The 24,260-nt window shown below is 69.7% G+C and carries 22 protein-coding genes and 7 pseudogenes; 12 read left to right on the forward strand and 17 right to left on the reverse strand.

Annotation, left to right across the window (positions count from 1 at the left end):
- The 3 genes from ACLJOU_RS41630 to ACLJOU_RS41640 are packed head-to-tail and all read left to right on the forward strand — an operon-like array spanning position 1 to position 1,501.
- On the forward strand, positions 1-408 hold the full coding sequence (locus ACLJOU_RS41630; RefSeq protein WP_410574786.1) for an Asp23/Gls24 family envelope stress response protein: 408 nt from the start codon (positions 1-3) through the stop codon (positions 406-408).
- On the forward strand, positions 405-932 hold the full coding sequence (locus ACLJOU_RS41635) for a DUF6286 domain-containing protein (protein WP_410574787.1): 528 nt from the start codon (positions 405-407) through the stop codon (positions 930-932). The genes ACLJOU_RS41630 and ACLJOU_RS41635 overlap by 4 nt, the downstream gene beginning before the upstream one ends.
- Entirely contained in the window at positions 929-1,501 is a 573-nt protein-coding gene (locus tag ACLJOU_RS41640; protein ID WP_410574788.1) for an alkaline shock response membrane anchor protein AmaP, read from the forward strand. Before ACLJOU_RS41635 ends, ACLJOU_RS41640 begins: the two co-directional genes overlap by 4 nt.
- A gap of 12 nt (positions 1,502-1,513) precedes the next feature.
- On the opposite strand, the gene ACLJOU_RS41645 is transcribed toward ACLJOU_RS41640, so the two are convergent.
- Together ACLJOU_RS41645 and ACLJOU_RS41650 are read right to left on the reverse strand one after the other, a co-directional pair.
- Positions 1,514-2,218, reverse strand: a complete 705-nt coding sequence (locus ACLJOU_RS41645) for an anti-sigma factor domain-containing protein (protein WP_410574789.1) — start codon at positions 2,216-2,218, stop codon at positions 1,514-1,516.
- Positions 2,218-2,418 (reverse strand): hypothetical protein, encoded by a 201-nt coding sequence (locus ACLJOU_RS41650; RefSeq protein WP_410574790.1) that lies wholly within the window; start codon positions 2,416-2,418, stop codon positions 2,218-2,220. Before ACLJOU_RS41650 ends, ACLJOU_RS41645 begins: the two co-directional genes overlap by 1 nt.
- 180 nt (positions 2,419-2,598) lie before the next feature.
- Between ACLJOU_RS41650 and ACLJOU_RS41655 the strand changes: the two are divergent.
- Positions 2,599-4,094 (forward strand): annotated as a pseudogene (locus ACLJOU_RS41655) (molybdopterin-dependent oxidoreductase).
- Positions 4,095-4,206: 112 nt separating this feature from the next.
- Complete coding sequence (locus ACLJOU_RS41660; protein WP_410574791.1) at positions 4,207-4,878, forward strand: fasciclin domain-containing protein; 672 nt, start codon at positions 4,207-4,209, stop codon at positions 4,876-4,878.
- A 238-nt stretch (positions 4,879-5,116) separates the two neighbouring features.
- On the opposite strand, the pseudogene ACLJOU_RS41665 reads toward ACLJOU_RS41660, so the two are convergent.
- The 3 genes and pseudogenes from ACLJOU_RS41665 to ACLJOU_RS41675 all read right to left on the reverse strand — a co-directional run bounded on the left by ACLJOU_RS41665 (position 5,117) and on the right by ACLJOU_RS41675 (position 7,546).
- Positions 5,117-6,084, reverse strand: a pseudogene (locus ACLJOU_RS41665) (beta-ketoacyl-ACP synthase III).
- Between the two features lie 80 nt (positions 6,085-6,164).
- Positions 6,165-6,509 carry a Sec-independent protein translocase TatB gene (locus ACLJOU_RS41670; protein ID WP_410574792.1) on the reverse strand — a complete coding sequence of 115 codons (345 nt, stop codon included), beginning with the start codon at positions 6,507-6,509 and terminating at the stop codon, positions 6,165-6,167.
- A 74-nt stretch (positions 6,510-6,583) separates the two neighbouring features.
- Positions 6,584-7,546, reverse strand: a complete 963-nt coding sequence (locus ACLJOU_RS41675; protein ID WP_410574793.1) for a ferritin-like domain-containing protein — start codon at positions 7,544-7,546, stop codon at positions 6,584-6,586.
- Between the two features lie 368 nt (positions 7,547-7,914).
- On the opposite strand from ACLJOU_RS41675, the gene ACLJOU_RS41680 reads away from it, so the two are divergent.
- Positions 7,915-8,811: a hypothetical protein gene (locus tag ACLJOU_RS41680; protein WP_410574794.1), complete on the forward strand. Its 897-nt coding sequence runs from the start codon at positions 7,915-7,917 to the stop codon at positions 8,809-8,811.
- 56 nt (positions 8,812-8,867) lie between these two features.
- Positions 8,868-10,604, forward strand: a complete 1,737-nt coding sequence (locus tag ACLJOU_RS41685) for a beta strand repeat-containing protein (protein ID WP_410574795.1) — start codon at positions 8,868-8,870, stop codon at positions 10,602-10,604.
- A gap of 494 nt (positions 10,605-11,098) precedes the next feature.
- On the opposite strand, the gene ACLJOU_RS41690 is transcribed toward ACLJOU_RS41685, so the two are convergent.
- The 7 genes and pseudogenes from ACLJOU_RS41690 to ACLJOU_RS41720 all read right to left on the reverse strand — a co-directional run bounded on the left by ACLJOU_RS41690 (position 11,099) and on the right by ACLJOU_RS41720 (position 15,932).
- Positions 11,099-12,223 (reverse strand): AI-2E family transporter, encoded by a 1,125-nt coding sequence (locus ACLJOU_RS41690; RefSeq protein WP_410574796.1) that lies wholly within the window; start codon positions 12,221-12,223, stop codon positions 11,099-11,101.
- A gap of 535 nt (positions 12,224-12,758) precedes the next feature.
- The gene (locus ACLJOU_RS41695; protein ID WP_410574815.1) at positions 12,759-13,025 is read right to left on the reverse strand and encodes a hypothetical protein; all 267 of its coding nucleotides are present in this window, start codon (positions 13,023-13,025) and stop codon (positions 12,759-12,761) included.
- Positions 13,026-13,362: 337 nt separating this feature from the next.
- Positions 13,363-13,971: pseudogene (locus ACLJOU_RS41700) on the reverse strand (dioxygenase); the annotation flags it as partial.
- A gap of 12 nt (positions 13,972-13,983) precedes the next feature.
- The gene (locus ACLJOU_RS41705; RefSeq protein WP_410574797.1) at positions 13,984-14,130 is read right to left on the reverse strand and encodes a hypothetical protein; all 147 of its coding nucleotides are present in this window, start codon (positions 14,128-14,130) and stop codon (positions 13,984-13,986) included.
- Positions 14,120-14,281: pseudogene (locus ACLJOU_RS41710) on the reverse strand (fumarylacetoacetate hydrolase family protein); the annotation flags it as partial. The pseudogene ACLJOU_RS41710 and the gene ACLJOU_RS41705, both read right to left, overlap by 11 nt.
- A gap of 184 nt (positions 14,282-14,465) precedes the next feature.
- Positions 14,466-14,846, reverse strand: a pseudogene (locus ACLJOU_RS41715) (fumarylacetoacetate hydrolase); the annotation flags it as partial.
- A gap of 90 nt (positions 14,847-14,936) precedes the next feature.
- The gene (locus ACLJOU_RS41720; protein ID WP_410574798.1) at positions 14,937-15,932 is read right to left on the reverse strand and encodes an amidohydrolase family protein; all 996 of its coding nucleotides are present in this window, start codon (positions 15,930-15,932) and stop codon (positions 14,937-14,939) included.
- A gap of 159 nt (positions 15,933-16,091) precedes the next feature.
- Here ACLJOU_RS41720 and ACLJOU_RS41725 point away from each other — a divergent pair, with 159 nt between their 5' ends.
- Together ACLJOU_RS41725 and ACLJOU_RS41730 are read left to right on the forward strand one after the other, a co-directional pair.
- On the forward strand, positions 16,092-16,862 hold the full coding sequence (locus ACLJOU_RS41725) for an SDR family NAD(P)-dependent oxidoreductase (RefSeq protein ID WP_410574799.1): 771 nt from the start codon (positions 16,092-16,094) through the stop codon (positions 16,860-16,862).
- A 44-nt stretch (positions 16,863-16,906) separates the two neighbouring features.
- Positions 16,907-18,358: an aldehyde dehydrogenase family protein gene (locus ACLJOU_RS41730; protein ID WP_410574800.1), complete on the forward strand. Its 1,452-nt coding sequence runs from the start codon at positions 16,907-16,909 to the stop codon at positions 18,356-18,358.
- Here ACLJOU_RS41730 and ACLJOU_RS41735 read toward each other — a convergent pair.
- Positions 18,349-19,152 carry an IclR family transcriptional regulator gene (locus ACLJOU_RS41735; RefSeq protein ID WP_410574801.1) on the reverse strand — a complete coding sequence of 268 codons (804 nt, stop codon included), beginning with the start codon at positions 19,150-19,152 and terminating at the stop codon, positions 18,349-18,351. The two genes, ACLJOU_RS41730 and ACLJOU_RS41735, sit on opposite strands and share 10 nt — an antisense overlap.
- A 7-nt stretch (positions 19,153-19,159) precedes the next feature.
- Entirely contained in the window at positions 19,160-20,689 is a 1,530-nt protein-coding gene (locus ACLJOU_RS41740; RefSeq protein ID WP_410574802.1) for a bifunctional 3-(3-hydroxy-phenyl)propionate/3-hydroxycinnamic acid hydroxylase, read from the reverse strand.
- Positions 20,690-20,753: 64 nt separating this feature from the next.
- Here ACLJOU_RS41740 and ACLJOU_RS41745 point away from each other — a divergent pair, with 64 nt between their 5' ends.
- The gene (locus ACLJOU_RS41745) at positions 20,754-21,713 is read left to right on the forward strand and encodes an amidohydrolase family protein (protein ID WP_410574803.1); all 960 of its coding nucleotides are present in this window, start codon (positions 20,754-20,756) and stop codon (positions 21,711-21,713) included.
- Between the two features lie 62 nt (positions 21,714-21,775).
- Here the strand turns inward: ACLJOU_RS41745 and ACLJOU_RS41750 are convergent, their stop codons facing one another.
- Together ACLJOU_RS41750 and ACLJOU_RS41755 are read right to left on the reverse strand one after the other, a co-directional pair.
- Positions 21,776-22,693: an MFS transporter gene (locus ACLJOU_RS41750; RefSeq protein WP_410574804.1), complete on the reverse strand. Its 918-nt coding sequence runs from the start codon at positions 22,691-22,693 to the stop codon at positions 21,776-21,778.
- Positions 22,694-22,757: 64 nt separating this feature from the next.
- A pseudogene (locus ACLJOU_RS41755) lies at positions 22,758-23,027 on the reverse strand (MFS transporter); the annotation flags it as partial.
- A 180-nt stretch (positions 23,028-23,207) separates the two neighbouring features.
- On the opposite strand from ACLJOU_RS41755, the gene ACLJOU_RS41760 reads away from it, so the two are divergent.
- Both ACLJOU_RS41760 and ACLJOU_RS41765 read left to right on the forward strand, forming a co-directional pair.
- Positions 23,208-23,912: a GntR family transcriptional regulator gene (locus ACLJOU_RS41760; RefSeq protein WP_410574805.1), complete on the forward strand. Its 705-nt coding sequence runs from the start codon at positions 23,208-23,210 to the stop codon at positions 23,910-23,912.
- 138 nt (positions 23,913-24,050) lie between these two features.
- Complete coding sequence (locus tag ACLJOU_RS41765) at positions 24,051-24,188, forward strand: twin-arginine translocation signal domain-containing protein (protein ID WP_410574806.1); 138 nt, start codon at positions 24,051-24,053, stop codon at positions 24,186-24,188.
- Here ACLJOU_RS41765 and ACLJOU_RS41770 read toward each other — a convergent pair.
- Positions 24,129-24,260, reverse strand: a pseudogene (locus tag ACLJOU_RS41770) (IS481 family transposase); the annotation flags it as partial. The gene ACLJOU_RS41765 and the pseudogene ACLJOU_RS41770 sit on opposite strands and share 60 nt — an antisense overlap.

Consider the following 24,260-nt stretch of genomic DNA (forward strand, 5'->3'; position numbering starts at 1 on the left):
ATGACCACCGCAGCTCCGTCGGTTCCGGCGCCGCGGACGGGTCCGGCCGACCCCGGTGAACGGGGTGCGCTGACCATCGCCGACAGCACCGTCGAGCGGATCGCCGCCCACGCCGTCGCCGAGGTGACCGGCGTCGGCGGTGCCGCGAACCGCGTCCTGGGAATCACGGTCGGCGGCGAAACCCCGGACCGCAGTGCCAAGGTCAGCGCAACGGTCACCGCCGGCACGGCCGCCCTCGCGGTCCGGCTCTCGATCGGCTACCCCCAGTCGGTCCGCGACACCACCGAAGCCGCCCGCGAGCACCTGGCCCGCCGGGTCGAGGAGCTCACCGGCCTGGCCGTCGAGCGGGTCGACATCACCGTGACCGCCTTGCACACCGAGACGTCCGAAACCCGGAGGGTCCAGTGAAACGCCGTCCCCGCCGCAGCACGCCGGCCGTGCTGGTCGCCCTCGTCCTGCTCGCCGGCTGCGTGCTGGCAGGTGTCGTGGCAGTCCAGCTGATCCTCGGGCAGGCGCCGTGGATCAGCTACGCGGACGTCGCGGGCCGGCTGCACGCCACCCGGTGGAACGACCTCGCCCCCGCGCTCGTGGGGGCGGCAACGGGAGTACTCGGCTTGGTGCTGCTCGCGGCGGCGATTCTGCCGGGCGAGCTCGTGGTCCTCCCGCTGCAGGGCGAGACCGGCTCGGGAGCCTCGCGGCGCAGCTACCGCTCCACGCTGCGCGTAGCGGCGTCCGATGTGGACGGTGTGTCCCGCGCCGAGCTGAAAGTCGGCCGCCGCAAGGTCGTCGCTCGTGTCCGCACGGCGCGTACGAACACCGAAGGGCTGTCTGACGCCGTGCGTACGGCGATCCAGCGGCGGCTCGCCCAGATCGCCCCCGTCCCCGTGCCCGCGGTCAGGGTCCGGATCACATCCACCAGGAGCACGTCATGAGCGGTCTCAACCGCCCGGCCCGGCTCAACCGCACGCTGCTCGGACTCGTCGGCCTGGTCCTGCTGGCCACCGGCGGTTTCGCGGTCGCCACGCACTTCGGGAAACTGACGGTGCTCGACCCCGGCGCGCCGCTCGTGCCCGGCACCGCCACGCCACCGACCTGGGCCTGGTACGTGGTCGCCGCGGTCGCGCTCGTCGTCGGCCTCCTCCTGCTGCGCTGGCTGGCGGCACAGCTGACGCGGAAGCCGAAAACCCACACGTGGCGATTCGAGACCGACCCGGGCCGCGGCCGGACCGAACTGGCCGCCAGTGCCGCGGTCGCACCGTTCCTCGCCGAGGTCGAGGCCTACCCCGGCGTCCACACCGCGCACGCGACCCTCGCCGGCACCCACGACGCCCCGGTACTCGCCCTCGTGCTCAACGCCGAACAAGACGGTGACCCCACCGAGATCCGGAATCGGCTCGACGCACACGGCTTGCCGCGGTTGCGCCAGGCCCTGGATCTCGACGCCCTTCCGGTCACCGTCGAGTTCCGCTTCACCCCCAGGACCGGCGCTCGCATCCGTTAGCTGTGGGCTGCATCAGCGAACCACGAGCGGTACCCGGCCCACGGCCGGTGTCGTCGGCTGCGGAGAGCCCGTTGCCGGTTCCGTGGTGATGCCGATGCGGTCGGCGTCGGCTGGAAGCACTGTCGTGACGGTTCCGGATCCGGTGTGCAGCAGTCCCGCCGACTGCGCGCCTCGCGGGCCGATGAGCCAAACCTGGTATGCGTGGTTGTCCCCCAGCGCCGGCAGCCCTTGAGCGGTGACGACGGCTTCGCCGCGTTGCCGGGAGAAGCTGACGGCAACGGTGCCACCGGCGGCACCGCTCACCCGGACCGCGTGCGTGTCCGGTGCGAGCTGCGCGATCTGTGCCGCCGGCGCTGGGGCCGTCTGCAGCGCGCCGATGCCGATTCCTGCGACGAGTACCACCGCCGCGGCGGCGACAGCCGCGAGGGCGACAGCCGCGCGCGTGCACCACGGGCGGCGCTCCTCCCGCCCCGATCGAATCACCGGCGGCAACTGCCTCGTGACGGTGATCTCGGTGAGCACCCGGATACGCAGCCGGGTGGCGGGCGACGCGGTCATCACCGCCGCGAGCCTGGCGGCCGTCCCGCGGAACTCGATGACCTCACCGGCGCAGGCCGGGCATTCGCCCAGGTGGCGCGTGAACGCGGCGCGTTCGAGGTCGGTGACCGCGTCGAGGACGTACGCACCGGTCAGGGTGTGGACTTCGGTCGCGGTCATCAGGTTGCTCCCAACGCGTCTCGCAGGCGGATCATGCCGTCGAGCGTGCGAATCTTGACGGTGTCGATGGCGACGCCGAGCTTTTCGGCGACTTCGCGGCAGGTGAGTCCGTGGAACAAATGAGCTGGATGGATTCCCGCTGCAGAGTTTTCCCCGATGATTCGTCGGCGACGGTCCCCGGTATTGGTGCGGACGGTCATCGGGTGACGGCCGTCACCCGTCTGCGTGGTTCTCGGTGCCGGAGTGGTGACCGGACCCATCCCGCAGCCCCTCGGTACCGAATGACAACCATCGCCGCGACGGATTTGACTTCTTCGCCTGATCGCCCCGTCCCTCAGCAGCGGACGCGGTTGCGGTTCTTCGCGGCCGCGTTCACCGGAATTCTCGCTCTCGCCGCCGCGCTGGCGGCGGGGCCCTGGTGGCCGGGTTCATCAGCATCAACGCCTCCCCTTACCTCGCGGTGGGCAACGGCGCCATCGATCTCACGCCAATCGAGCTGAAGGACTTCGCCGTCCGAACCTTCGGCACCTACGACAAGCTCGTGCTGCTGGGCAGCATGGCCGTGGTCATGGTGGGCGTAGCCGCGCTCGCCGGTGTCCTTTCGCGACGGTCCCCGGTGCCCGGCACGGTGCTCATCGCCCTATTCGGTTTGGTCGGCGCCTTCGCCGTTTACCAGCGCCCCGACCTGAGTGCGGTGGCGCTGCTCGCGCCGGCCGCCAGCCTGGTCGTGGGTATCGGCGTATTCCTGCTGCTGCACCGGATCGCGCCGCGCGTCTGGCGGGAACCCGACTCCGACGAGAAGTCGGGGACGTCACGGCGGGCGTTCCTGCTCGGTGGTGCCGGAGTAGTCGTCGGCGCCGGTGCGGCCGGATTCGGCGGCCAGCTGATCAGCTCTTCCCGCGACGCCACCGCGTCTCGCGAAGCGGTCGGCAAGCTCATCCCGGCGCGCACCGCGCCGACGATTCCGGCCGACGCGGACTTCGCCAAGCTCGGTACGCCGCCGTTCCTCACCGCGAACGACAAGTTCTACCGGGTCGACACCGCATTGTCGGTGCCGCAGGTGCGGACCGAGGACTGGAGCCTGCGCCTGCACGGCATGGTCGATCGCGAGATCCGCTACAGCTACAACGACATCCGCGACCGGCCGCTAGTCGAGCGCACCGTCACCATGACGTGCGTGTCCAACGAAGTCGGCGGCGACTACGTGTCCACGTCGAACTTCATCGGCGTCGATCTCGCCGACCTGCTCGCCGAAGCCGGCGTGCAGCCTGGTGCCGAGCAGCTGTTCTGCACCAGTGTCGACGGCTGGACGTCCGGGACGCCGGTCGCGGCGGCGCAGGACCGCGGCCGCGGCGCGATGCTCGCGATCGGGATGAACGGCGAGCCGCTGCCCCTGGAACACGGGTTCCCGGCCCGGCTGGTCACACCCGGGCTGTTCGGGTACGTGTCGGCGACGAAGTGGGTCGTGGACATCGAAGTCACGACGTGGGCGGCCCGTCAGGCGTACTGGCTCAAGCGCGGCTGGGGCCGGGAGGCCCCGATCAAGACCGAATCGCGGATCGACTCACATCGCGGTTTCTCCAACGTTCACAGTGGGAAAGTGCGCGTCGCCGGGGTGGCGTGGGCGCAGCACACCGGGATCGAGAAGGTCGAGGTCCGCGTCGACCAGGGGCCATGGCAGGAAACCACGTTGTCGCGGGAGGTCAACCTCAATACGTGGCGGATGTGGTGGACCGAGGTCGACCTGCCCGCCGGGGTGCACCAGGTGTTCTGCCGGGCCAACGACAAGTCCGGCTACACCCAGACCGACATGCGGGCGGGCACCGTGCCCGACGGTGCGACCGGCTGGCACAACGTCACGTTCACGGCCGCCTGAGAATTTCTTCCCGTAGGACCAATCCGGATCTCTCCGGGGGCCGAATACCCATCAACAGAGGCGCTCACCGAAATGGTCGTCTCAGCCGCGTCATCAATTGGAGTGATTTTTCGTGCGTAGTCTTCGTATCGCCGGCATCGGCCTGACCGCCGCCGCCGCGCTCACCCTCACCGCGTGTGGGAGCAGTGACACCGCGTCCTCGGGTTCCTCGAGCGCCCCGGCTCCGTCGTCGTCGATGGCCGCGCCGTCGTCTTCGGCCGACTCCGCCGCGTCCAATGGTGTGACCACCAACGCCGATGTTTTCGGCCCGGCCTGTTCGCAGCTGCCGCAGGGTTCCGCGCCCGGTTCGCTGGACTCGATGGGCCCGCAGCCGGTCGCCTCGGCCGCGTCGACGAACCCGCTGCTGACCAAGCTGGTGGCGGCGGTCAAGGCCACGAACCTGGTCGACACGCTCAACAGCCAGCAGGCCATCACGGTCTTCGCGCCGGCCGACCCCGCGTTCGCCGCGCTGGGCGACGCGAAGTTCAACGAGCTGGCCGGCAAGCCCGCCGAGCTGTCGCCGATCCTGCAGTACCACGTCGTCGGCAAGCGCTACGACGCCAAGGGCCTTGAGTCCGCCGGCACGCTGGAGTCGCTGAACACCGCGGGCGGGCCGCTGAAGATCGAGGGCTCGGGCGACAACCTGACCGTCAACGGCGCGAAGATCCTGTGCGGCAACATCCCCACCAAGAACGCCACCGTCTTCGTGATCGACAAGGTGCTCACCCCGGGCACCAACAAGTAAGACTGATCTTTACGGCCGCCGCAGCTTCGTAGACCACGGAGCTGCGGCGTCCGTGTTCTGTCCACCGTGGTCACGTCGGTAATCATGGTGGTTCAGCCTGGCGGCGCGTTGCACGATTCGCCGCCGGGGGACGCCCTTAGCGGCGGCGTTCCGCCGGTCGTCGTCACGGTTGGTTCACTCCAGAGCCGTGACGGCGATCGGCCCTCAACCGGTCCGGCCCGCAGCTGCGGGCGCCCGGTCACGGGCAGGTGATGACCTGGCCGGCGTAGGTGAGACCGGCGCCGAACCCGAACAGCAGAACCGGTGCTCCCACCGGGATTTCCCGCCGCTGCACCAGTTTCGACAGCGCCAAGGAATGCTAGCCGCCGACGTGTTACCCGATTCGGTCACGTCCGTGGCGATGACCGCGTCCTGGGCACCGATCGAGCGGGCCAGCGCGGCGATGATGCGCATGTTGGCCTGGTGGGTCACCAAGCCGCTGAGGTCACCCGGATCGATTCCGGCGCGGGCACAGGCTTCGCGGGCGATCGGGGCGAGTTCGGTCGTGGCCCAACGGAAGACCGCCGTCCCTTCCTGGCGGAACGTCGCGGGCAAATCATGCGGGCCGGACGACTCGAGGGTGATGCATCCGCCCTTGGCGGGGTTCGATCCCCGGACGACCGGCCCGATCCCACCGGGCGCGTCGGCTGCCTCGACGATCGCGGCGCCGGCCGCGTCGCCGAAGATGACGCAGGTGGAGCGGTCGGTCCAGTCGAGGAAGTTGCTCATCTTGTCGACGCCGACGACGATCGCCCGCTGACTGGCTGCTGAGCGGATGGCATGGTCGGCGCTGGCCAGCGCGTAGGAGAATCCGGCGCATGCGCTGTTGAGGTCGAACACAGCGGGTTTGGGAATCCCGAGCCGGTCGGCGACGCGAGCGGCGACGCTGGGCATCCGGTCGAACGCGGTGCAGGTCGCGACGATCACCAGGTCGATGTCCGCGGCGTTCCGGCCGGATCGGCTGAGTGCGGTGCCGGCCGCTGCGGTCGCCATGTCGGTAACCGACTCGCCGGGCGCGGCCAATCGCCGGGTCCGGACGCCGACCCGTTCGGTGATCCAGGCGTCCGAGGTGCCCAGCGAAGCAGCCAGCTCGTCGTTGGTCACGGATCGGACCGGCTGGTGGTGGCCGAAGGACACAATCCTGGAGCCGGGCGATGGTGTGGTCATGGCGCTCCTGTCGGGCTCGGGCCGTGCGGCTATCGAGGCTGCGGTGCCAGGTCGGGCGCATGTCGGGCACGGCGGCCGTTTCAGATGGCTTCCATGTCCACGCGCGGGCCGCCTGCGTTCTGTGTCGTCGCCGGTTGCACAGTCGCCGGCGGTTCGATGGTCGGCGCGTCCAGAAGCAGCCAGGTCACCGCGGCGCGCGGATCCAGGCTGCGGAGCTCGTTGAGCTCGCCGAGCGGTTTGCGCAACTGCGCGAACCCCGGACCGATTTCGGTACGGATCTGCTGGTGGGCGTTCGCGAGGGCGTCCTTGGCCTGCTGGGTGGCCTTGCGGACAGCAGCGATGGCGCCAGGGAGTCGTTCGGGGCCGAGGATGAACAGCGCGGCGACCAGGAGGACAAGCACGTGTTCCGGGCTGAGTCCGAGCATGATGGCCCCGTTCGCGGTGCGGGCAGGGTGGGTGCCGCGTCCCCCGACGGGACCTGGCGCCCACCCCTTCGAGGTCAGTTGGCGGCGCTGGTGTTCACCTCGCCGTTGACGCCCTTGGGGAAGAAGCCGCCGGAAGTGACGGCCTTGTTCGTCAGGTAGACGATGTTGAGGACCTGGCCGGGAGAGCGGCTGTAGGCGATGCCGTTCGCGTCGGTCGGGACGATGTTGGCGTTGCCGCGGCTGTCGATGACGCCCTGGTCGTCATCGGTGGGCCCGTCGAGGCTGTCGCGGGCGTTGGACAGCTTGACCGTGGCCTTGCCGTCGCCGCGCTGGTAGAGCGCGCTGCGGATGTTGCCGGCGTGGTAGGCCTCGACGGCGAGGATGCCGGCGGCGGCTTCCAGGTAGGTCTTGTTGGTGATCAGCGGCGCCGCACCCTTGTAGGCCGTCACGCCGACGTCTTCGAACAGGAACGCGGCGAGCAGGAAGTTCTCCTCGCAGGAGAACGCGTCGAAGCTCTGGCCCCGTTTGACCAGGCCGGCGGCCTGGGCGGCAGCGGTGAAGCTGGACTGCAGGTCGATCGCCGGGCGGCTGACCGCGGCGGAACCGAGCGCGGAGCGCAGGAACTGGACGTGGGCTTTCTCGTCGGACGCGATCTCCTGGGCGTACTGGCGGGCGGTACGGGTCTGGAACCGCACGGCACGGCCGCCGGTGACGCCGCCGCGGGTGCCGGTACCGGTCGTCATGGAGTCGTCGAGGCCGCGGCCGGTGACCGCGTGCAGGTAGAACTCGGCTTCGAGGTATTCCAGGTTGAGGGCGAAGTTGAGGACGGCGCCGTCGCTGACCCCGCTCTCGGCGGCTGCTGCCGCGGTGGGCCGGGCTGCGGCCGCGGCCGCGGGTCCGGCGACGAGGCCGCCGACGGCACCGGCGCCGATGACGCCGAGGCCGGTCATCCCGGCCGCTTTGAGGAAACGGCGCCGGTCCTGGTCGTTCTCGGCGCTCCGGTTGATCATCGAAGCGGCAAAGCGTTTGCCAAACACGGACGAACTCCTCCCCGCCCGCGCGAACGGCGGGCGTCACCCACCGACGAGCCTCCGGCGGTGGGACGGATCCTTCGTGGACGTTCCCCGTTCGAAGCCCGCAGCGTTGCGGATGGGTCAATCCCCCGAGCTGCTTCTTGCCGCCACGCGACGCGTGCCGCCTCGGGTGTCCGTCCGGGTCGCTTTTGTCACCAACCCGGGTGCTTCTACGCCATACCTGACAAGAAAAAGACCGCGGATACCCGTTACTCAGCGGCAGTAAACACGGTAGGGCGAAAGAAAAAACCTTGATCTCCCCCAATCCGGTGATGCCTTTCGCCCCGAACTCTGACTGACGGTGAAGTCCATACCCGAAGGGGGTGAGATGGATGGATACTTCCCAGACGGATTACGCGCTGGTTCGGCACCCGGTGGTGCTTCGGGTGCTCGTAGTGGCCGGCGCGTTGTTCGGGTTCACCCTGCTGGCGTTGGCCGTATCGGGCGCCGCGGACGCTTCCGAAGGTTCGCCCCCGCCCGGCCGGCCAGGTCTGCTCGACAGAACCGGGCACACCGTGCACGGCGTGCTCAAGCCCGTCGAACCGGCCCTGAAGCCGGTCACGGACACCGTGCACGAGGTGACGGCGCAAGTGGCTCCGGCGGTGAAGCCGGTGACGAGCGGGCTCGAGCCCGTGCTCGCGCCGCTGACGCGGCCGGTGCTGCACGTGGCGGAACCGGTGTTGACGGCCTTGCGGCCGGTCACCGAACCCGTGCTGCACGCCGTGTCTCCGGTGACGTCGCCCGTGCTCCACGCGGCTGATCCGGTGACCGCGCCGGTGGTGCGGGCGATCGGGGCCGACCACGTGGTGCCGGCGTTGACCGGGCAACCGGCCAAGCCCACACCACGCGGAGACGTCAGTCCCGCACCGGTGGTGGCCGCACCGGGCGAGCAGGTCGCACCGGCCGGCCGGATCGCTCCGGTCGTCGTCGAGCACGCGGGCGCTCAGCGTCGTCACGACGCTGAAGCCGGGTTCCGGCACGCAACCGGGGACGCGGATGCGGCCGGTGTCGGCGGTCCGATGTCCGGATCCGGCGGCGGTCTACCCACCGGGTTCTCCGGTGTGGGCAGCGCGATGTCGGCGGGTTCCGGTGGTCAGCACGGCGGCGAGTACGCCGTGACCGCGGCCGGCTCGGTCATCCCGGGCGCGGATCGCACGTGGCGGGCACCGCCCGCCGGGGTGTGGTCGTTGCACTGGCTGGAGTACTACGGCAACGACCACCCGAGCTGACGTTCCCTTTCCACCTCCGAAATCCACATAGGACAGTTGGTAAGGAAAGGGAAGTCATGCACAAGTACGTGCGACGCGGCCTGACCGCCGCGTTCATCTCCGGCGGGTTCGTCCTGCTGGGCGGCGCGGTGGCCAGTGCGGACACCGGCGACTCGGGCCCGCTGGGCGGGCTCGGCAACACCCTGCACTCGGTGGTGGCCGGCACCTCGTCGGCGACCGCGCACGGTGGCAACGGCGGCAACTCGGGCAACGGCGGGAACGCGAACAGCAGCAACAACGCTGTCAGCGGGAACTCCGGCAACTCGGGCAACTCCGGTTCCACCGGCGGCAACAGCGCCTACGGCGTCTGTGTCCTGGCCAAGTGCAGCACCTCGGTGTCCTCGGGCAACTCCGGGAACACGGGCGCGACCGGCTCGACCGGCAACGCCTCGAACACCAGCACCACGACCGGTGGCCACTCCGGGAACGCCGGCAACGGCGGCTCCGGCACGTCGACGGCGTCCGGCAAGAACACCGCCGGCTCGCACTCTTCGCGTGGCGGGCTCCTCGGAGTCCTCGGCTCCGTGACTGGCACCGCCAAGGGCGGCAACGGCGGCAACTCCGGCGACGCCGGCAACGCCACCAGCCACAACAACGCGGTGTCGGGCAACTCGGGCAACTCCGGGAACTCCGGCTCGACCGGCGGCAACAGCGCCTACGGCCTGTGCGTACTGGCCGAGTGCGACACCACGGTGACCTCGGGCAACTCGGGTGACACCGGCGCCACCGGTTCCACCGGCGACGCCACCAACACCAGCACCACCACCGGCGGCAACTCCGGCGATGCGGGCAACGGTGGCGACGCCACCGCCGTCAGCACCGGCCAGAACTCCGCCACGAACAACGGTGGCCACCGCTGGAGCTGGAACCGGCACGACCAGGGCGGCCAGAACGGCGTCCTGGGCATCGTGACCGGCACCGCCAAGGGCAGCAACGGCGGCAACTCCGGCGACGCCGGCAACGCCACCAGCCACAACAACGCGGTGACCGGAAAATCCGGCAACTCGGGTGACTCCGGGTCCACCGGCGGCAACACCGCCATCGTGTGGACGGTCGGCGGCCAGAACAACGGCCGCGGCCACCACAACGGCTGGAAGCACGAATGCGGCTGGAACAACAACGGCGGCTGGAACCACGAGAACGGCACGAAGTCGGCCACCACGGTGACCTCGGGCAACTCGGGTGACACCGGCGCCACCGGTTCCACCGGCGACGCCACCAACACCAGCACCACCACCGGCGGCAACTCCGGCGATGCGGGCAACGGTGGCGACGCCACCGCCGTCAGCACCGGCCAGAACTCCGCCACGAACAACGGTGGCCACCGCTGGAGCTGGAACCGGCACGACCAGGGCGGCCAGAACGGCGTCCTGGGCATCGTGACCGGCACCGCCAAGGGCAGCAACGGCGGCAACTCCGGCGACGCCGGCAACGCCACCAGCCACAACAACGCGGTGACCGGAAAATCCGGCAACTCGGGTGACTCCGGGTCCACCGGCGGCAACACCGCCGTCACCTCGACCCGCGGGCACGAGCGGCAGGGCCGCCACCACGGTGGCTGGAACCACGAGAACGCCACGACGTCGCACACCACGGTGACCTCGGGCAACTCGGGTGACACCGGCGCCACCGGTGACGCCTGGAACCACAGCACCACCACCGGCGGGAACTCCGGCTGGGGCGGCAACGGCGGCAACGCCGATGTCCACGCCTCGGGCTGGAACACCGTCGCGCACACCCCGCACACCGTCTGACGGTCGACCGGGGAGCATGAGAAAGCGGGGCACCGGGATTCCGATGCCCCGCTTTTTCATGCTGGCAGGACCTCAGGGGCGGGGAACTCTACTGCCACCCACGAGATCATCCCGCCATCCTCCGGCAACGAAGTGGCGGCGACCTACGTAGTCGGTGACGCCGTCGCCGCTGCGTTCCAGAAAGATCTCCGCAACCAGGGTCACGAGTGCGCCCGCGGTGAACAGTACGGCGGACTTGACGGTACTGATTCCCTGGTCGGTCTGCTGTCGCTCGATGTGACGGCGGTGGTGTCCGTGCGGCTTGTCCTCGCCGTCAAACGGCTGCCCGGCATCGTGCCAGCGACCGACGGCGGCTGTTCGGTGGGCAGGAAGAGAGTGAGCGAAACACGACGCTCGACACCTCAGATGGTTCGCTCCGCCACACCACCGGCCAGCGCTGTGTGGTGCGGCGATGTCCCGTTGCCACCGGCGACGCCGCCGGCCCGGCGGGGTCGTCACCCTCGGTCGAGGCGGGGGTAGAGCACCTCCTCGGCCAGCAGCAGGATCGCGGCAGCGACGGGGATGGCGACCAGGGCGCCGATGACGCCGAGCAGTGCGCCGCCGAGCAGGACGGCGACCACGGTGACCAATGCGGGGACCTTGAGGACGTTCCCGATGATCTTCGGGACCAGCAGGTAGTCCTCGACCAGCCGGTAGACGACGAAGAACCCGACGGTCGCCAGGCCCACCGGCAGCGACACGGTGAACGCCACGAGGCTCACCAGCACACCGCCGATCACGGACCCGACGACGGGAACGAGGTCCAGCACTGCGACGGCAATGGCCAGCAGAGCGGCGTAGGGGACGCCGAAGATCAGCAGCCAGACCAGCGTCAGCACACCGGCGATGACGGAGACGGCCAGGTTGCCCAGGACGTATCCGCCGACCTTGGCGAAGATGTTGTCGCCGATTAAGATCGCCCGCGGGCGGCGGGAATGCGGGATCAGCCGGTAGATCGCGGCGCGGATCCGGGGCAGGTCGGCGACGAAGTAGATGGTGAGGACGATCAGGATCAAGGTGTCGGTCACGACGCCGAAGACCGCCTTGCCGGCTCCCAGGACACCGCCGGTGAGGCCGCTTCCCGAACTGAGGGACGATTCGACGGCCTGCTGCAGGTGGAACCTTTCGTTGAGCCGACCGAGGAAGGTGTTGTGGTCCTGGGCCTGGCGCAGGTACTCCGGCGCCTTGGCGACGAGCGCGGTGGCCTGTTCGACGATGACGGGAATGGCGGCAGCGAGGAATCCGCCGACCGCGGCGAAGGCGACGACGAACACGGTGGTGACGGCGAGCCAGCGGGGGAAGCGGTGGACGGCGAGCCAGGACACCGCGGGTTCCATGCCGATGGCGAGGAACAGCGCCAGCCCGACCAGCACGAGAATCTGCTCGGCATCGGCGATGAGCTGGATCAGCCCGTAGGTCACGGCAACGCCGGCTGCGGCGGCCATGCCGATAAAGAAGGGGGATCGGCGGTCGAGTCGCTTACCGACTGTTCCCAGCGGCTGTTCGGGTGTGCTGATCTCGGCCGCTTCGGCTTCGGCCTCGGCGACCGTGCCTTCCTCGTCGCTGTGGGGCTGGCCCACCAGCGGATGATGCCCTGCGGCGGCGGGGTCGGGTGATGACGTCATGGGCACCGCACTGTCTCGCACCGCAAGGTGCGCGGAGGAAGGCCGACTCGACCTGGTGACGGATCTACGTCCGCGGATCGGCTGTGTGCTCAACCGCGAGCAGCGTAGCGGTCGAGGACGGGACTCGACACCGACGGGCGACGCGAGACCGGATTTTTGGGACATACCTGGATTTTCGGCAAGCCGCCCGCTGCCGAGGGCACACTGGTGCTCAGGTAAGCGCCATTGGACCGTTCGGCGGGAGAGGTCGGCGAGCTGGTCGTGCGACAGCCCATGCTGTCGATGCCGATCGGCTTCTTGAACGGTCCGTGCGACCACCGGTACCGCGCCGCCTACTTCGACAGCTACCCCGGCGTCTGGCGCCACGGCGACTGGGTGACGCCATCAGCGGCTACGCTGCGATCGCGCATTCGCGACCTGACGCGTTCAGGTCCGCCGAACGCCGACCGGTCGACGGTGTTGCGCCGCCCTCGCCCTGTCTGGGTCCGATCTAACGACCGGTCACGCGTCGAAGCGGAGGTAGACGGTGTGGTGGTAGTCGCCGGTGGCGACTTTCGGGTGACTCCGGGCCCAGGAACGCGACGCCGTGGAACTTGTTGCCGATCGGCGCGATGCCGTCGAGGAACGAGATGTTCCCCGTTAGGTAGGTGGCTACGGCGTTCTGCGGATCGGGCCCCGAGGCTGGGGTGAACAGTCGCAGAAACAGGCCCTCTTCCGCGGCGACCGTCGTGATCGCGCCTTCGGTGGTGTCCAGCACCGCCCAGCATGTCCGGGCGTGGCAGCCCTTGAACTCGGGCTAGGCGAACCCGCCCGCCCCAGTGGTGTTGTTGTAGGGCTCGGGCCAGACGTCGGCAGTCCACCCGCGCAGCCGGTTCTTGTAAACGCGATACGGCCCGTCCCCGAGAGCTCGTCTTCGGGGACGGTGTCCATGTCGGAGTAGTACTCAGAGAAATTGCCGGCGGGATCCTTGAGGTGTTAGAAGAATTCGCTCCCGCGTAGTGCCGGCCAAGGCCCCAGATGCGCCGCTCCGGATTGCCCTCCAGCATCGCCTGCGCGCCGCGGCCGACCTTGTCGACGTCGTCGACCCGCCAGCTGGTGTGGTGCAGGAAGTGAATCGGCGTGGCCATCATCAGCACATTGTGGTGCTCGACCGAGCAGCGCAGGAACGCGGCTTTGCCTCCCATGTAGTCGCTGACCTGGAAACCGAGCCCGTCGGTGAAGAACCGCATCCTCGTTTCCAAGTCGGTGCTGCCGAGGACGGCGTGGCCGAGCTTGCGCGGGCGTACCGGCTCGGTCCGGGCGATGAAGGGCGCGCGCCCCCATCGGTCGATCCGGCCCGGCCCGTTGTGCGGCGTCGCCGGCACCGCAGGCCGGACCACGATCCGCGGGCGCACCGCAACCCGGACGCCGGTACCGGTGACCGGTTCGACCGTACGCACGGCCGCGTCTGCTCCCTCGGCTGGGACGCCGTGCGCGCGGAGCCGCCGGCCGATCGTCGCGATGTCGTCCTGATCGTCGGCCGCGACGCCCAGCTCGATCAACCTGCGGGCCGGCGCGGCGACGATCCGAAGCTGTTCTCCGCCGTCGCGGGTGGCGAAGCGACCGTCGCCGCGGTACTCGAGACCGAAGTCGGTGTAGTAGGCGATGGTCTCCGCCACGTTGGGCACACCAATCGTCACGGTGCCCAGCCCGTGCAATGCCATGGCTGTTCTCCCTCACTCGCCGTCGGTGGCGGAGACGAACGTCTGGAGCAGTTCGCCGATGCCTTCGATCCAGCTGTCCAGCCGTTCGCCGGCGCAGGAACCGCTTCGGCTCGCGGCCGACCCCGACCCCGGCCGGGGTGCCGGTGAAGACGACGTCACCGGGGAGAAGGGTCACGATCTTCGACAGCGCTTCGATCAGCCGCGCGACGGGAAAAATGAGACCGCTGATACGTCCTTTTTGGACCTCTTCGCCGTCGATGGCGCAACCCAGTGCGATGTCGCCGGGGTCGGCGAACTCGTCCGGGGTCACCAGCCACGGCCCCTGCGGGGAGAACCCGGGGAAGGACTAGCCCAGCCCGAACTGCGGCGCCGGCCCGCGCATCTGGGTCAGCCGCTCGGAGAGGTCCTGGCCGGCGGTGAGCCCGGCGACACGACCACGCATCCGCTTCGGCGATGTCGTAGGCCTCCCGGCCGATCACCACGACCAGCTCGATTTCCCAGTCGACGGTTCCGTCCGGCGGCAAGACGACAGCGGTGTCAGGCCCGGAGAAGCTCGAGACGTACTTGGTGAAGACCGGCAGAAGCTCGGTGGGAGCCGTGAAGCCGGATTCGGCGGCGTGCGCGTGGTAGTTCAGGCCGACGGCGAAGACCTGGCTCGGTGCGGGAGACGATGCACCGAGGCGGGCGCGGTCGAGCGTGGCCAGCCGCTCGACCGGGACATCGAGGTCGGCCGCCCAGGCGGCGCCGTCGGTCCAGTTCCGGAAGACTTCCGGGAGTCCGGGGCCGCAGCGGCCGGCTGATGCTTCGGCTATGTCGAGAGTTCTCTGCGCGCCGGTGGTTCTCGATGAGCGCGGCTCGATTCGTGATGTTGGCAAGTCGCATGTGGACGGTTCTCCCGGGACGGCCGATTCGGGGTTCTTCCTATCTACACCGCAAGATTCGATTAATCAACGAACTTTCGAATATCAGCTCAGCTTCAGCAGCCGCTCCGCGGTCCGGTGCCCGATGTTTTCCTTCACCGGCTCGGGCAGTTCGGCCTTGTCCAGGAAGTCCACCGCGTCCTCGTTGCCGATGAACGGGTAGTCCACGGAGTGCATGATCCGGTCGGCGCCGAGGACGTCGACGCAGTACCGCAGCTGGGCGTGGCTGAACATCCCGCTCGGGGTGAGGTAGACGTTCTGCCGCACGTAGTCGGCGATGGTCCGCTCCAGTTTCGTGACGCGCCGCGGCAGCGCCTCGTCGAGCCGGTCGAGGTAGAACGGCACCATCTCGCCCCAGTGGCCGAGGATGATCTGCAGCTCGGGGTACCGGTCGAACACCCCGCTCAGGACCAGCTGCAGGAAGTGGACGGCGGTCTCCTGGTGCCATCCCCAGGCCGCGGTCTGGAATCGAGCGGTGACCAGCGGATCGAGACCTTCGTAGTTCGACGCACTCGTCGCCCTCGGTGGCACCCCGGGGTGGAGGTAGATCGGCACGCGCAACGCCGCGGCCGTGCGCAGGATCGGGTCGAACCGGGGTGCGGAGAGGAACTCGTCGTCGGTTCGGCCCATGATCATCGTGCCGACGCAGCCCAGCTCGCCGACGCAGCGTTCCAGTTCGGTGGCGGCGTCGTCCGGCACCGCCGTCGGCAAGGCCGCGAAGGCGGCGAACCGGTCCGGATGCCGGCGCACGGCATCGGCGAGGGTGTCGTTCGTCGCGCGCACGAGCTCGACCGCGACGCCGGCCGGGAGCTGCTGGGTCGACAGGCTCGACAGGACTTGCATCGTGATCCCGTGCCGGTCCATGTCCGCGATGCGCCCCTCGCCGAGATCGCGCAGCACCCCGGCGCTCGGCGAGTAGGGCAAGCCGCTGTCCGCCGCGAAGCTCGCGGCGAAGTGCGGGCTCAGAGCCTGGGCCGCGGGTGCACTCGCTCGGGCCACGGCGACGTCGAGGTAGTGCTCTTCGAGAGTCACGATCTTCACGGCAGTTCCTTTCCTTCGAGGTGCGGAGCTGTCACGGCGAGGATGCCCGGGTTTGACAGCCGCGAAGCCACTGTTCCATGATAAGTGAAGTCAATGCATCATAGTGAAGTCTGATGCTGTCTCAGGACGTGCCGCGGAACGCCCGCGCAGGGAGCAACGATGTCCCCAGGATCACCAGCGCAGCATCCGCCGACCCACACCGGGCGCACCGCCGTCGTGACCGGCGCCGCCGGCGGGTTCGGCCGGGCCATCGCCACCGGACTCGCCCATCGCGGAGCGGACATCATCGCCATCGACCAGCGGGCCGCCGACGACACCGTCGCGGCCGTCCGCGAGATCGGCCGCAACGGGCTCGCCTTGCGCGGCGACCTGTCCGATCCGGACCAGGTCGCCGCCCTCACCTCCGACATGCTGGGGTTCGCCGGCCGCGTGGACATCCTCGTCAACAACGCCGGCGTCTTCCCGTTCGCGGACGTCTTCGAACTCGGCTTCGCTCAGTGGAAGCGCACCCACGAGGTCAATGTGGACTCCCAGTTCCTCATGACCAAAGCGGTGATCGGCCCGATGCGCGAGGCCGGCTGGGGACGGATCGTCAATCTGGCGTCGAACTCGCTCGGGCTCGCCGTGCCCCGGATGGCGCACTACATGGCGAGCAAGGGCGCGGTCGTCGGCTTCACCCGTGCACTGGCCAGCGACCTCGCGCCGTTCGGCATCACCGTCAACGCGATCGCGCCGACGGCGTCGCGCACCCCCGGCGGCGAGCAGTTCATCGGCGACGAAATCCTCCAAGCGGTCGCCGAAATGCAGGCGATCAAGCGAATCGGCACCGCGGCCGACATCGTCGGCACCGCCTGCTTTCTGTCCAGTGAGGACAGTGCCTCCGTAACGGGTCAGACCATCGTGGCCGACGGCGGCCTCTGGCGAGTCTGACCCACCCACCCGCACAGGACCCGGCGATCGGACGGAGCACACGCATGGACCACCACCCGCAGGCCCGGCATTGGATCGGCGGCAAGCCGGCCGGACCCGGCGTCCTCGACCGGCCGAGCACCAATCCCGCGACCGGGGAAACCATCGGCTGGTACGCCGACGGGGACGCCGCGGTCGCCCAGGCAGCGATCGACGCCGCCGTCGCCGCGTTCACCGGCAGCGGCTGGCGCGACGACGCGATGCACCGGGCCGCCGCACTGCACCACCTCGCCGACGCCTACGAGGCCCGCGCGGGCGAACTCATCGACACGCTGTGCTTGGAAAACGGCAAACTGGCCGGCGAAGCCGGCTACGAGGTCCACTTCATCCCGCGGGCGCTGCGGTTCGCCGCGGGCCTGGCGGTGCAGGACTTCGGCCGGGTGAGCGAGACCAAGCCGGGCCAGCAGTCGATGTCCATCCGCCAGCCGGTCGGCGTCGCCGGCGTCATCACGCCGTGGAACTCCCCCGCGTACCTGTCGATCCGGTCGCTGGCACCGGCGCTCGCGGCCGGGTGCGCCGCCGTGGTCAAGATGCCCGCCCAGGCGGCGCAGACCGCCCGCCTGATGTCGGACATCCTCGCCGGTGTCGGTGACCTGCCCGACGGCGTGGTCAACATCTTCATCGAGTCCGGCAGCGACGGCGCCCGGCACCTCGTCCAGTCGCCTCAGGTGCCGGTGGTGAGCTACACCGGCAGCACCGCGACCGGACGCCTGATCCTCGCCGACGCCGCGCGGTCGCTCAAACGCATCAGCGCCGAGCTCGGCGGCAAGACGCCGCACCTGGTGTTCCCCGACGCCGACCTGGACGCCGCCGTCGAGACGATGGTCGCGTCCTGCACGGTCTTCGCCGGCCAGTTCTGCATGACCGGCAGCCGGGTCCTCCTGCACCGGGAGATCGCCGACCGGGTCATCGACCGGCTCGCCGAGCGGCTGCGCGCCGTCCGGCCGGGTCCGGCCGCCGATGAGGCGAGCGAGATCGGCCCGCTCATCGACAAGGCCTCGGTCGCCCGGGTCGACGCCATGGTCGAGACGGCCATCGCCGGCGGTGCCCGAGCGATCGTCCGCGGCGGCCCCGCCACCGACCCGGCGCTGGCCGGCGGCGCGTTCTACCACCCGACCCTGCTGGAGGTCGGCGACACCGCACTGCCGATCGTGCAGGAAGAGGTGTTCGGCCCGGTGCAGGTGGTGCAGCGGTTCGACACCGAGGACGAGGCGGTCGAGCTGGCGAACGCCACCGAGTACGGGCTGAGCGCCTGCGTGTGGAGCCGGGACGCCGACCGGCCGATGCGCGTCGCCCGGCGCCTCGAAGCGGGTTTGATCTCGATCAACAGCTGGGCGAACCTCGCCGTCGAAATGGAAGAGGGCGGCTGGAAGAGCAGCGGCCTCGGCCGGCTCGGCGGGGTCGCCAGTCTGGACGACTTCACCGAGTACAAGCAGATCACTCAGAACTACCGCTGACCCGCCGCCCGGTCCGAGGAGTGGCCGAGTTCGGCCGACATCGCCGCGGTGGTCTCCAGCAGCGCCGCGGTGACGTCGGTGACCACCGCGTCGGTGGCTTCCCGGGCCGGCAGGGCCAGCGCGACCGCCAGCGGCAGCGATTCCCCCGCGGCGAACACCGGCGCGGCCACCGAGCTCACGCCCGGGACCACCCCGCCGGAGGTCACCGCCACGCCGTCGCGCAGCACCGCTTTGGTGATCCGCGAGATCTCCGCGGAAGCCGGGCGGCGCGTCGTTTCCGCGTCGAGCTCGGCGCGCAGCACCGGCCCGGTGAGGGTTTCGGGCAGGTGCGCGAGGTACACCCGGCCGATCGACGAGGCGAACAGCGGCATCGTCGCGCCGACGCGGACGGTGATGGGCAGCGCGTAGGACCCGTAGTCCCACCGGACGACCACGGGGCCGTGGTCGCCCCACACCGCGAGGTTCACCGCGTGGCCGGTGCGGTCGCGCAGCCCGGGCAGGTGCTCGGAAGCGAGCCCGACCTCGTCCATCCGCCGCAGCGCTTCCATGCCGAGCCGCCGCATCGACGGCCCGAGGTCGTAGTGCCCCGAACTGCGCGACTGGGCCACGAGCCCGATGCGGCCGAGGCTGACCAGGTACCGGTGCGCTTTGCTGACGCTCATCCCGCTCGCGGCGGCGAGCTGGGTCAGGCTCATCGGCCCGCGGCCCTCCTCGAGCGCGAGCAGCACGGTCATGGCGATTTCGACCGACTGGATGCCTTGGCGGGCGTCGGCTGCCCCGTCGATGTCTGCCACCGGATCACTATACGAATCCGCCGGCCGCGCCCGGCACGGGTGCGACCGCGGCGAGCAGCTCCCCGGCCAGGCCCTTCGGGTCGGTGCCCGCACCGAAGACGTAGAAGTCGGGCCGGACGGCGATCGCCGTCGCCCCCAGCTCGGCGAACCAGCGTCGGTAGGTCCCGTCGACGTCGGCGACCACCGCGCCGCCCGGCCGGTCGCCGAACGCCACGACGCGGATCCCGGCGGCGTCGAGCGCGGCCCGGTCGAGCTCGGCCAGCGCCTCCTCGGCGACCAGCAGGTGGAAACCGCCGCCGACGATCCGGTCGAGCAGCTCCACCCGGGTCCCGTCGTCGACGCGTCCCTGGACCGACAGCTCACCACCGCCGTCGACCACCAAGCCGTCGCCCAGGCCGGGTAGGCGCAGGCTTTCGGGCTTTTCGGCCGCCGCCCGCCTGGCCAGCAGCGTCCGGTCGCGCTCGGCGGCCAGTTCCGGGTCCCGGATCGTTTGCGCTCGCCCCAGTTCGACGCCTTTCTCGATCACCGCGCGTACGTGCGGCTCGCGCTCGCTCTGGTAGGTGTCGAGCACCGTGTCCTCGACAGCTCCGCGCAGGACCAGATCGAGTTTGAAAGCCACGTTCCGCGCGTCGCGCACGCCCGAGCACATGCCCTGGCCGAGGAAGGGCGGCATCTGGTGGGCGGCGTCGCCGGCGAGCAGCACGCGTCCGGCGCGCCACTGATGCGCGACCAGGGAGCGGAAGGTGTAGGTGGCCACGCGGATCAACTCGGCATCGGCGGGGGTGAGCCGGTCCGCGACGCGAGTCCAGACAGCGGCGGCGTCTTCGGTGGTTTCCCCGGCCTCGAGCATGAAGCTGAACCGGTGGTGGCGCGGGCCGAGGGAGATGATCGAGGTCGGGTGCCGCGGATCGCCCAGCTGCAGCGCCCGCGGTAACCCGATGGCCTCGGCCGGCCGGTTGAGCCGGAAGTCGCAGACCATCCACGGCTCGGCGAAGCCGTAGTCGTCCTGGCCGATCGCCAGTGCCTCGCGCACGAAGCTGTTGCCGCCGTCGCAGGCGACGACGAACCGCGCGCGGACACGAGATCCGTCGGCAGTAGTCACCACGACCTGCTCCCCGGCCTGGTCGATACCGGTGACCGCCGCCCCGAGCCGGATCTCGACGCCCGGCGTCGACCGGCACACCTCGTGCAGCGCGTCTTCCAGATCCGGCTGGTACATCATGTACCACTCCGCCCAGCCGCTGCGGCCCTCGGCGGCATAGGCGTGCTCGATGAGCAGGTCGCCGGCGCCGTTGCGCCACTCGTACGTCGGCTGCGCGTGCACCGTCGGGAGCAGCCGGTCGGCGATGCCGAGCCGGGCGAAGGTCCGCATCGTCTCGTCGTCGAAGCTCGCCGCGCGCGGCAGGTTGTAGAGCCCGGAGTAGCGCTCCAGCACCGTGACGCGGTGGCCCGCGCGCCCGAGCAGCGCGGCCGTCGTCATCCCGGTCGGTCCGTAGCCGATCACCACGACGTCGACCTCGTCAAGATTGACACCCATGAACCCATGTTCCACCATTGGTGAACTCAATGCAATATAGTGAACAGCCCGGATGGAGAGTGCGATGCGCACGATCGGCTTGGAAGAGCACTTCGTAACCGAGGAACTGGCCGGCTACGGAGCGAGTTCGGCCTCGATCGCCCAGCCCGGCCGGTGGGCCGAGGCCTCACGACGCCTGCTCGACCTCACCGGCGAGCGTCTGTCCGCAATGGACGCAGCCGGGCTGGACGTCCAGGTCCTGTCCCTCAACGCCCCCGGCATCCAAGCCGAGACCGATCCCGCGATCGCGGTCTCGCGCGCCGCCGGCGTCAACGACCTGCTCGCCGGCACGATCGCCGAGCACCCCGATCGGTTCGCCGGCTTCGCCGCACTGCCCTTGCAGGATCCCCAGGCGGCCGCCAAGGAACTCGAGCGCGCGGTCACCCAGCTGGGCCTGAAGGGAGCGCTGGTCAACGCGCACACCCAGGGCCGCTACCTCGACGATCCCGCGCTGCGGGTGGTGTGGGAGTACGCCGCCGGGCTCGACGTCCCGCTGTACCTGCACCCGGCCAACGGAGTCGACACCGCGCACGTGCTGTCCGGGCACCCCGAGCTGATCGGTCCCATGTGGAGCTGGGGCACCGACACGTCCTCGCACGTCCTGCGGCTGATCTTCGGCGGCGTGTTCGATGAGTTCCCCGACGCCAAGCTCCTGCTCGGGCACATGGGCGAAGGACTGCCCTACGTGCTCTGGCGGCTGGATTCGCGCTGGGGTTTTCACAACCACCACGGCATCGAGCTGGCCCGCGGGAATCCCTCGGAGTACTTGCGGCACAACCTCTACATCACCACCAGCGGTGTCTGCGACGCTCCGCCGTTGCTCTGCGCGCTGCTCGCGCTGGGAGCCGACCACATTCTCTTCGGCACCGACTACCCCTTCGAGGAGATGAGCACCGCGACCGATTTCCTGCGCACCACGCCGCTCAGCGAGGCCGATCGGGCCAAGATCGCCCACGGCAACGCCGAACGCCTGCTCGGTCTCTGACCGCGATCGCATAGTGCCCCGCCGGGCCCGGAGACATCCCGACGGGGCACTGTAGTTCTGCGTCAGGACACGGGGTCCGATTCGGGACGCAGTGCCACGGTTGCCACCGCACGACGACGCGGCACCAGCCCGCTGCTCACCGCGCCGATCAGCGCGGCCGCGGCGAACACGGCGACGTTGCCGGCCAGCCCGACCCCGGACGAGACGAGCAACCCGCCGATCGCCGGCCCGGCGGCCGCGCCGAGCCTGCCGATTCCCGAGGTCACGCCCAGAGCGGTGGCGCGGGCCTCCGTCTCGTAGTGCGTGGCGACGTAACCCCACAGGACCGACTGGCTGCCGACCACCATCGCCCCGGCCACGAAGACCAGAACCGAGGTCAGCGTCGCCGAGCGGGGCGCGGTCAGCAGGAGCATGACTGCGGCGGCGAGCACGAAAAGCACTGTCGCCACCACGCGTCCGCCGAAGCGGTCCGAGACGGCAGCACCGACCAGGCCGCCGACCACCGAGCCGATGTTGAGCACCAGCAGGAATGTCAGAGCCGAACCCAGGTCGTAACCGGCGCCGCGCATCAGCTGCGGCAGCCACGTGTTGAGCCCGAACACCAGGAGGAAGCCGCAGAAGTTCGCCACGGAGAACAGGGCCGTGGCCACCGCTGATCGGTCGCGCAGGAGCGCGCGGATCTTCGCGCCGCCGGCCGGCCGCTCGGCCGAGGCGAACCGTGCGGATTCCGGCAGCACCCACCACGCCAGCGGAACCAGGGTCACCAAGGGCACCGCGCCGAGGGCGAACAGCCCGCGGAACCCGACCGTGTCCAGCAACGTGAGGGACGCCAGAGCCGCGACCACACCACCGACGGGGAACCCGGACAGCATCACCGAGTTGTAGAACAGCTTGCGCCCGGCCGGCGCAACCTCGACAACCAGGGCGATGGCGGTCGGCGGGATCCCGCCGAAACCCAGCCCGGCCAGGAACCGGAACAACCCCCAGCAACGCCGGTGTCGGAGCGAGTGCGACGAGCACCATCATCACCGAGAACCAGACGAGAAGTCCGATGAACAGCCGGCGCCGCCCGAACCGGTCGGTCAGCCACCCCGAGGCCGGTGCACCGAGAAACATGCCCAGCAGGGCATAGCTGCCGATCGCACCGGCCTCGGCGGCCGAGAGCTGCCACCCAGGGTGCGCCAGCATGGCGGGAACGACCGAGCCATACACGATCAAGTCGTAGCCTTCGAACACGATCGCGCCGAAGCCGAGAGCGACGACGAGCCACGCGGACCGCGCGGCAGGCGGCGTCGCGGCGGCAGGAGAGGACATCAGCGGCCTCCGGCTGTCTGCTGAACAAAAGAGAGAACTTCGATGCGGCGGACCGCCGCCCCTTGGTCGCCCGCTAGGGGCCCATGCGCTGAACGCAGCGCGGCTGATCCGTTCTACGGCCCAAGATTCGATATGTCAATGAAGTTTCGAATCTTGGGGTTACAGTCGTAACCCGCTACGATGGTCGCCATGACCGGGAGCGCGAGCGTGACGCGAACGGACGGGGTCTATCAACGACTGCGCGCCGACATCCTCGGCGGACGGCTGACCCCGGGCGAACGGTTGAAGTTCCCGCTCCTGTCCGACCGATACCGGACGAGCGTCGGTGCGGCTCGCGAAGCGCTCACCCGCCTGGCCGCCGACGGCCTGGTGACGACCCGGCCCCACCAGGGCTACATCGTCACACCTTTGTCGTACCGCGATCTGGCCGAACTGACCCAGGCTCGGGTCGAAATCGAGTCACTGGTGCTGCGCTTGTCCATCCTGGAGGGAAGCGTGCACTGGGAGGCCCAAGCGATGGCCGCCCATCACCTGCTGGAACGATCCCCGTTCCAGCACCCCGATGACCCCGACCATCCCTGTGACGAGTGGTCCACCGCCCACAGCGCGTTCCACGCGGCCTTGCTGGCCGGCTGCGGCAACCAGCGCTTGGTCGACACCGCCCGATCGCTGCGCCAGGAGGCGGAACTGTACTTGCAGTGGTCGGTGTCCTTCGGCACGGAACCGGACCGCGACCTGGGCACCGAGCACCGGCAGATCCTCGAAGCGGCGATCGCGCGAGACGCCGACCGCGCCCAGGCCCTGCTGCGCGATCACATCGCCCATACCGCTTCGCTGCTGATCCGTGGCGCTGCGGACGAACCGAACCACCCGGCAGGCCCGTAGCTCCTGCTCCCGCCTACCCGGTCGGCGCACCACCTTTCCATCTCGTCTTCAGGTCGAAACTGTCGGCCTGATGATGTTATCAAATATATTCTGATAATACCGCTTCGTGTTCCGCCCAACGTCGAGAGGACATGACGCATGAGCAACACCAATTGGTCGAGGAGGAAGTTCCTCGGCACCGCCGCGGCAGGCACCGCCGCCGCCGGAATCCCCGCACTAGGTGTGATGTCCAGAGAGGTTGGTCAGTCGGGTGACCGGCGGCTTGCCGCCGGTTGAGCTGTGGGGTCGGTGATGATTGTAGAAGTACAGCCAGCCTGGTAGCGCCGCCCGGCGCAGGGCCTCGGACGG

This window comes from Amycolatopsis sp. cmx-4-61, assembly GCF_046548775.1.
GTDB lineage: Bacteria > Actinomycetota > Actinomycetes > Mycobacteriales > Pseudonocardiaceae > Amycolatopsis.

Coding starts and splice junctions, on each gene's coding strand:
- ACLJOU_RS41650 (WP_410574790.1), bottom strand. CDS start 2,418: ATGACCGTCCGCACCAATACCGGGGACCGTCGCCGACGAATCATCGGG.
- ACLJOU_RS41765 (WP_410574806.1), top strand. CDS start 24,051: ATGAGCAACACCAATTGGTCGAGGAGGAAGTTCCTCGGCACCGCCGCG.
- ACLJOU_RS41640 (WP_410574788.1), top strand. CDS start 929: ATGAGCGGTCTCAACCGCCCGGCCCGGCTCAACCGCACGCTGCTCGGA.
- ACLJOU_RS41745 (WP_410574803.1), top strand. CDS start 20,754: ATGCGCACGATCGGCTTGGAAGAGCACTTCGTAACCGAGGAACTGGCC.
- ACLJOU_RS41760 (WP_410574805.1), top strand. CDS start 23,208: ATGGTCGCCATGACCGGGAGCGCGAGCGTGACGCGAACGGACGGGGTC.
- ACLJOU_RS41685 (WP_410574795.1), top strand. CDS start 8,868: ATGCACAAGTACGTGCGACGCGGCCTGACCGCCGCGTTCATCTCCGGC.
- ACLJOU_RS41680 (WP_410574794.1), top strand. CDS start 7,915: ATGGATACTTCCCAGACGGATTACGCGCTGGTTCGGCACCCGGTGGTG.
- ACLJOU_RS41630 (WP_410574786.1), top strand. CDS start 1: ATGACCACCGCAGCTCCGTCGGTTCCGGCGCCGCGGACGGGTCCGGCC.
- ACLJOU_RS41730 (WP_410574800.1), top strand. CDS start 16,907: ATGGACCACCACCCGCAGGCCCGGCATTGGATCGGCGGCAAGCCGGCC.
- ACLJOU_RS41740 (WP_410574802.1), bottom strand. CDS start 20,689: ATGGGTGTCAATCTTGACGAGGTCGACGTCGTGGTGATCGGCTACGGA.
- ACLJOU_RS41670 (WP_410574792.1), bottom strand. CDS start 6,509: ATGCTCGGACTCAGCCCGGAACACGTGCTTGTCCTCCTGGTCGCCGCG.
- ACLJOU_RS41645 (WP_410574789.1), bottom strand. CDS start 2,218: ATGACCGCGACCGAAGTCCACACCCTGACCGGTGCGTACGTCCTCGAC.
- ACLJOU_RS41725 (WP_410574799.1), top strand. CDS start 16,092: ATGTCCCCAGGATCACCAGCGCAGCATCCGCCGACCCACACCGGGCGC.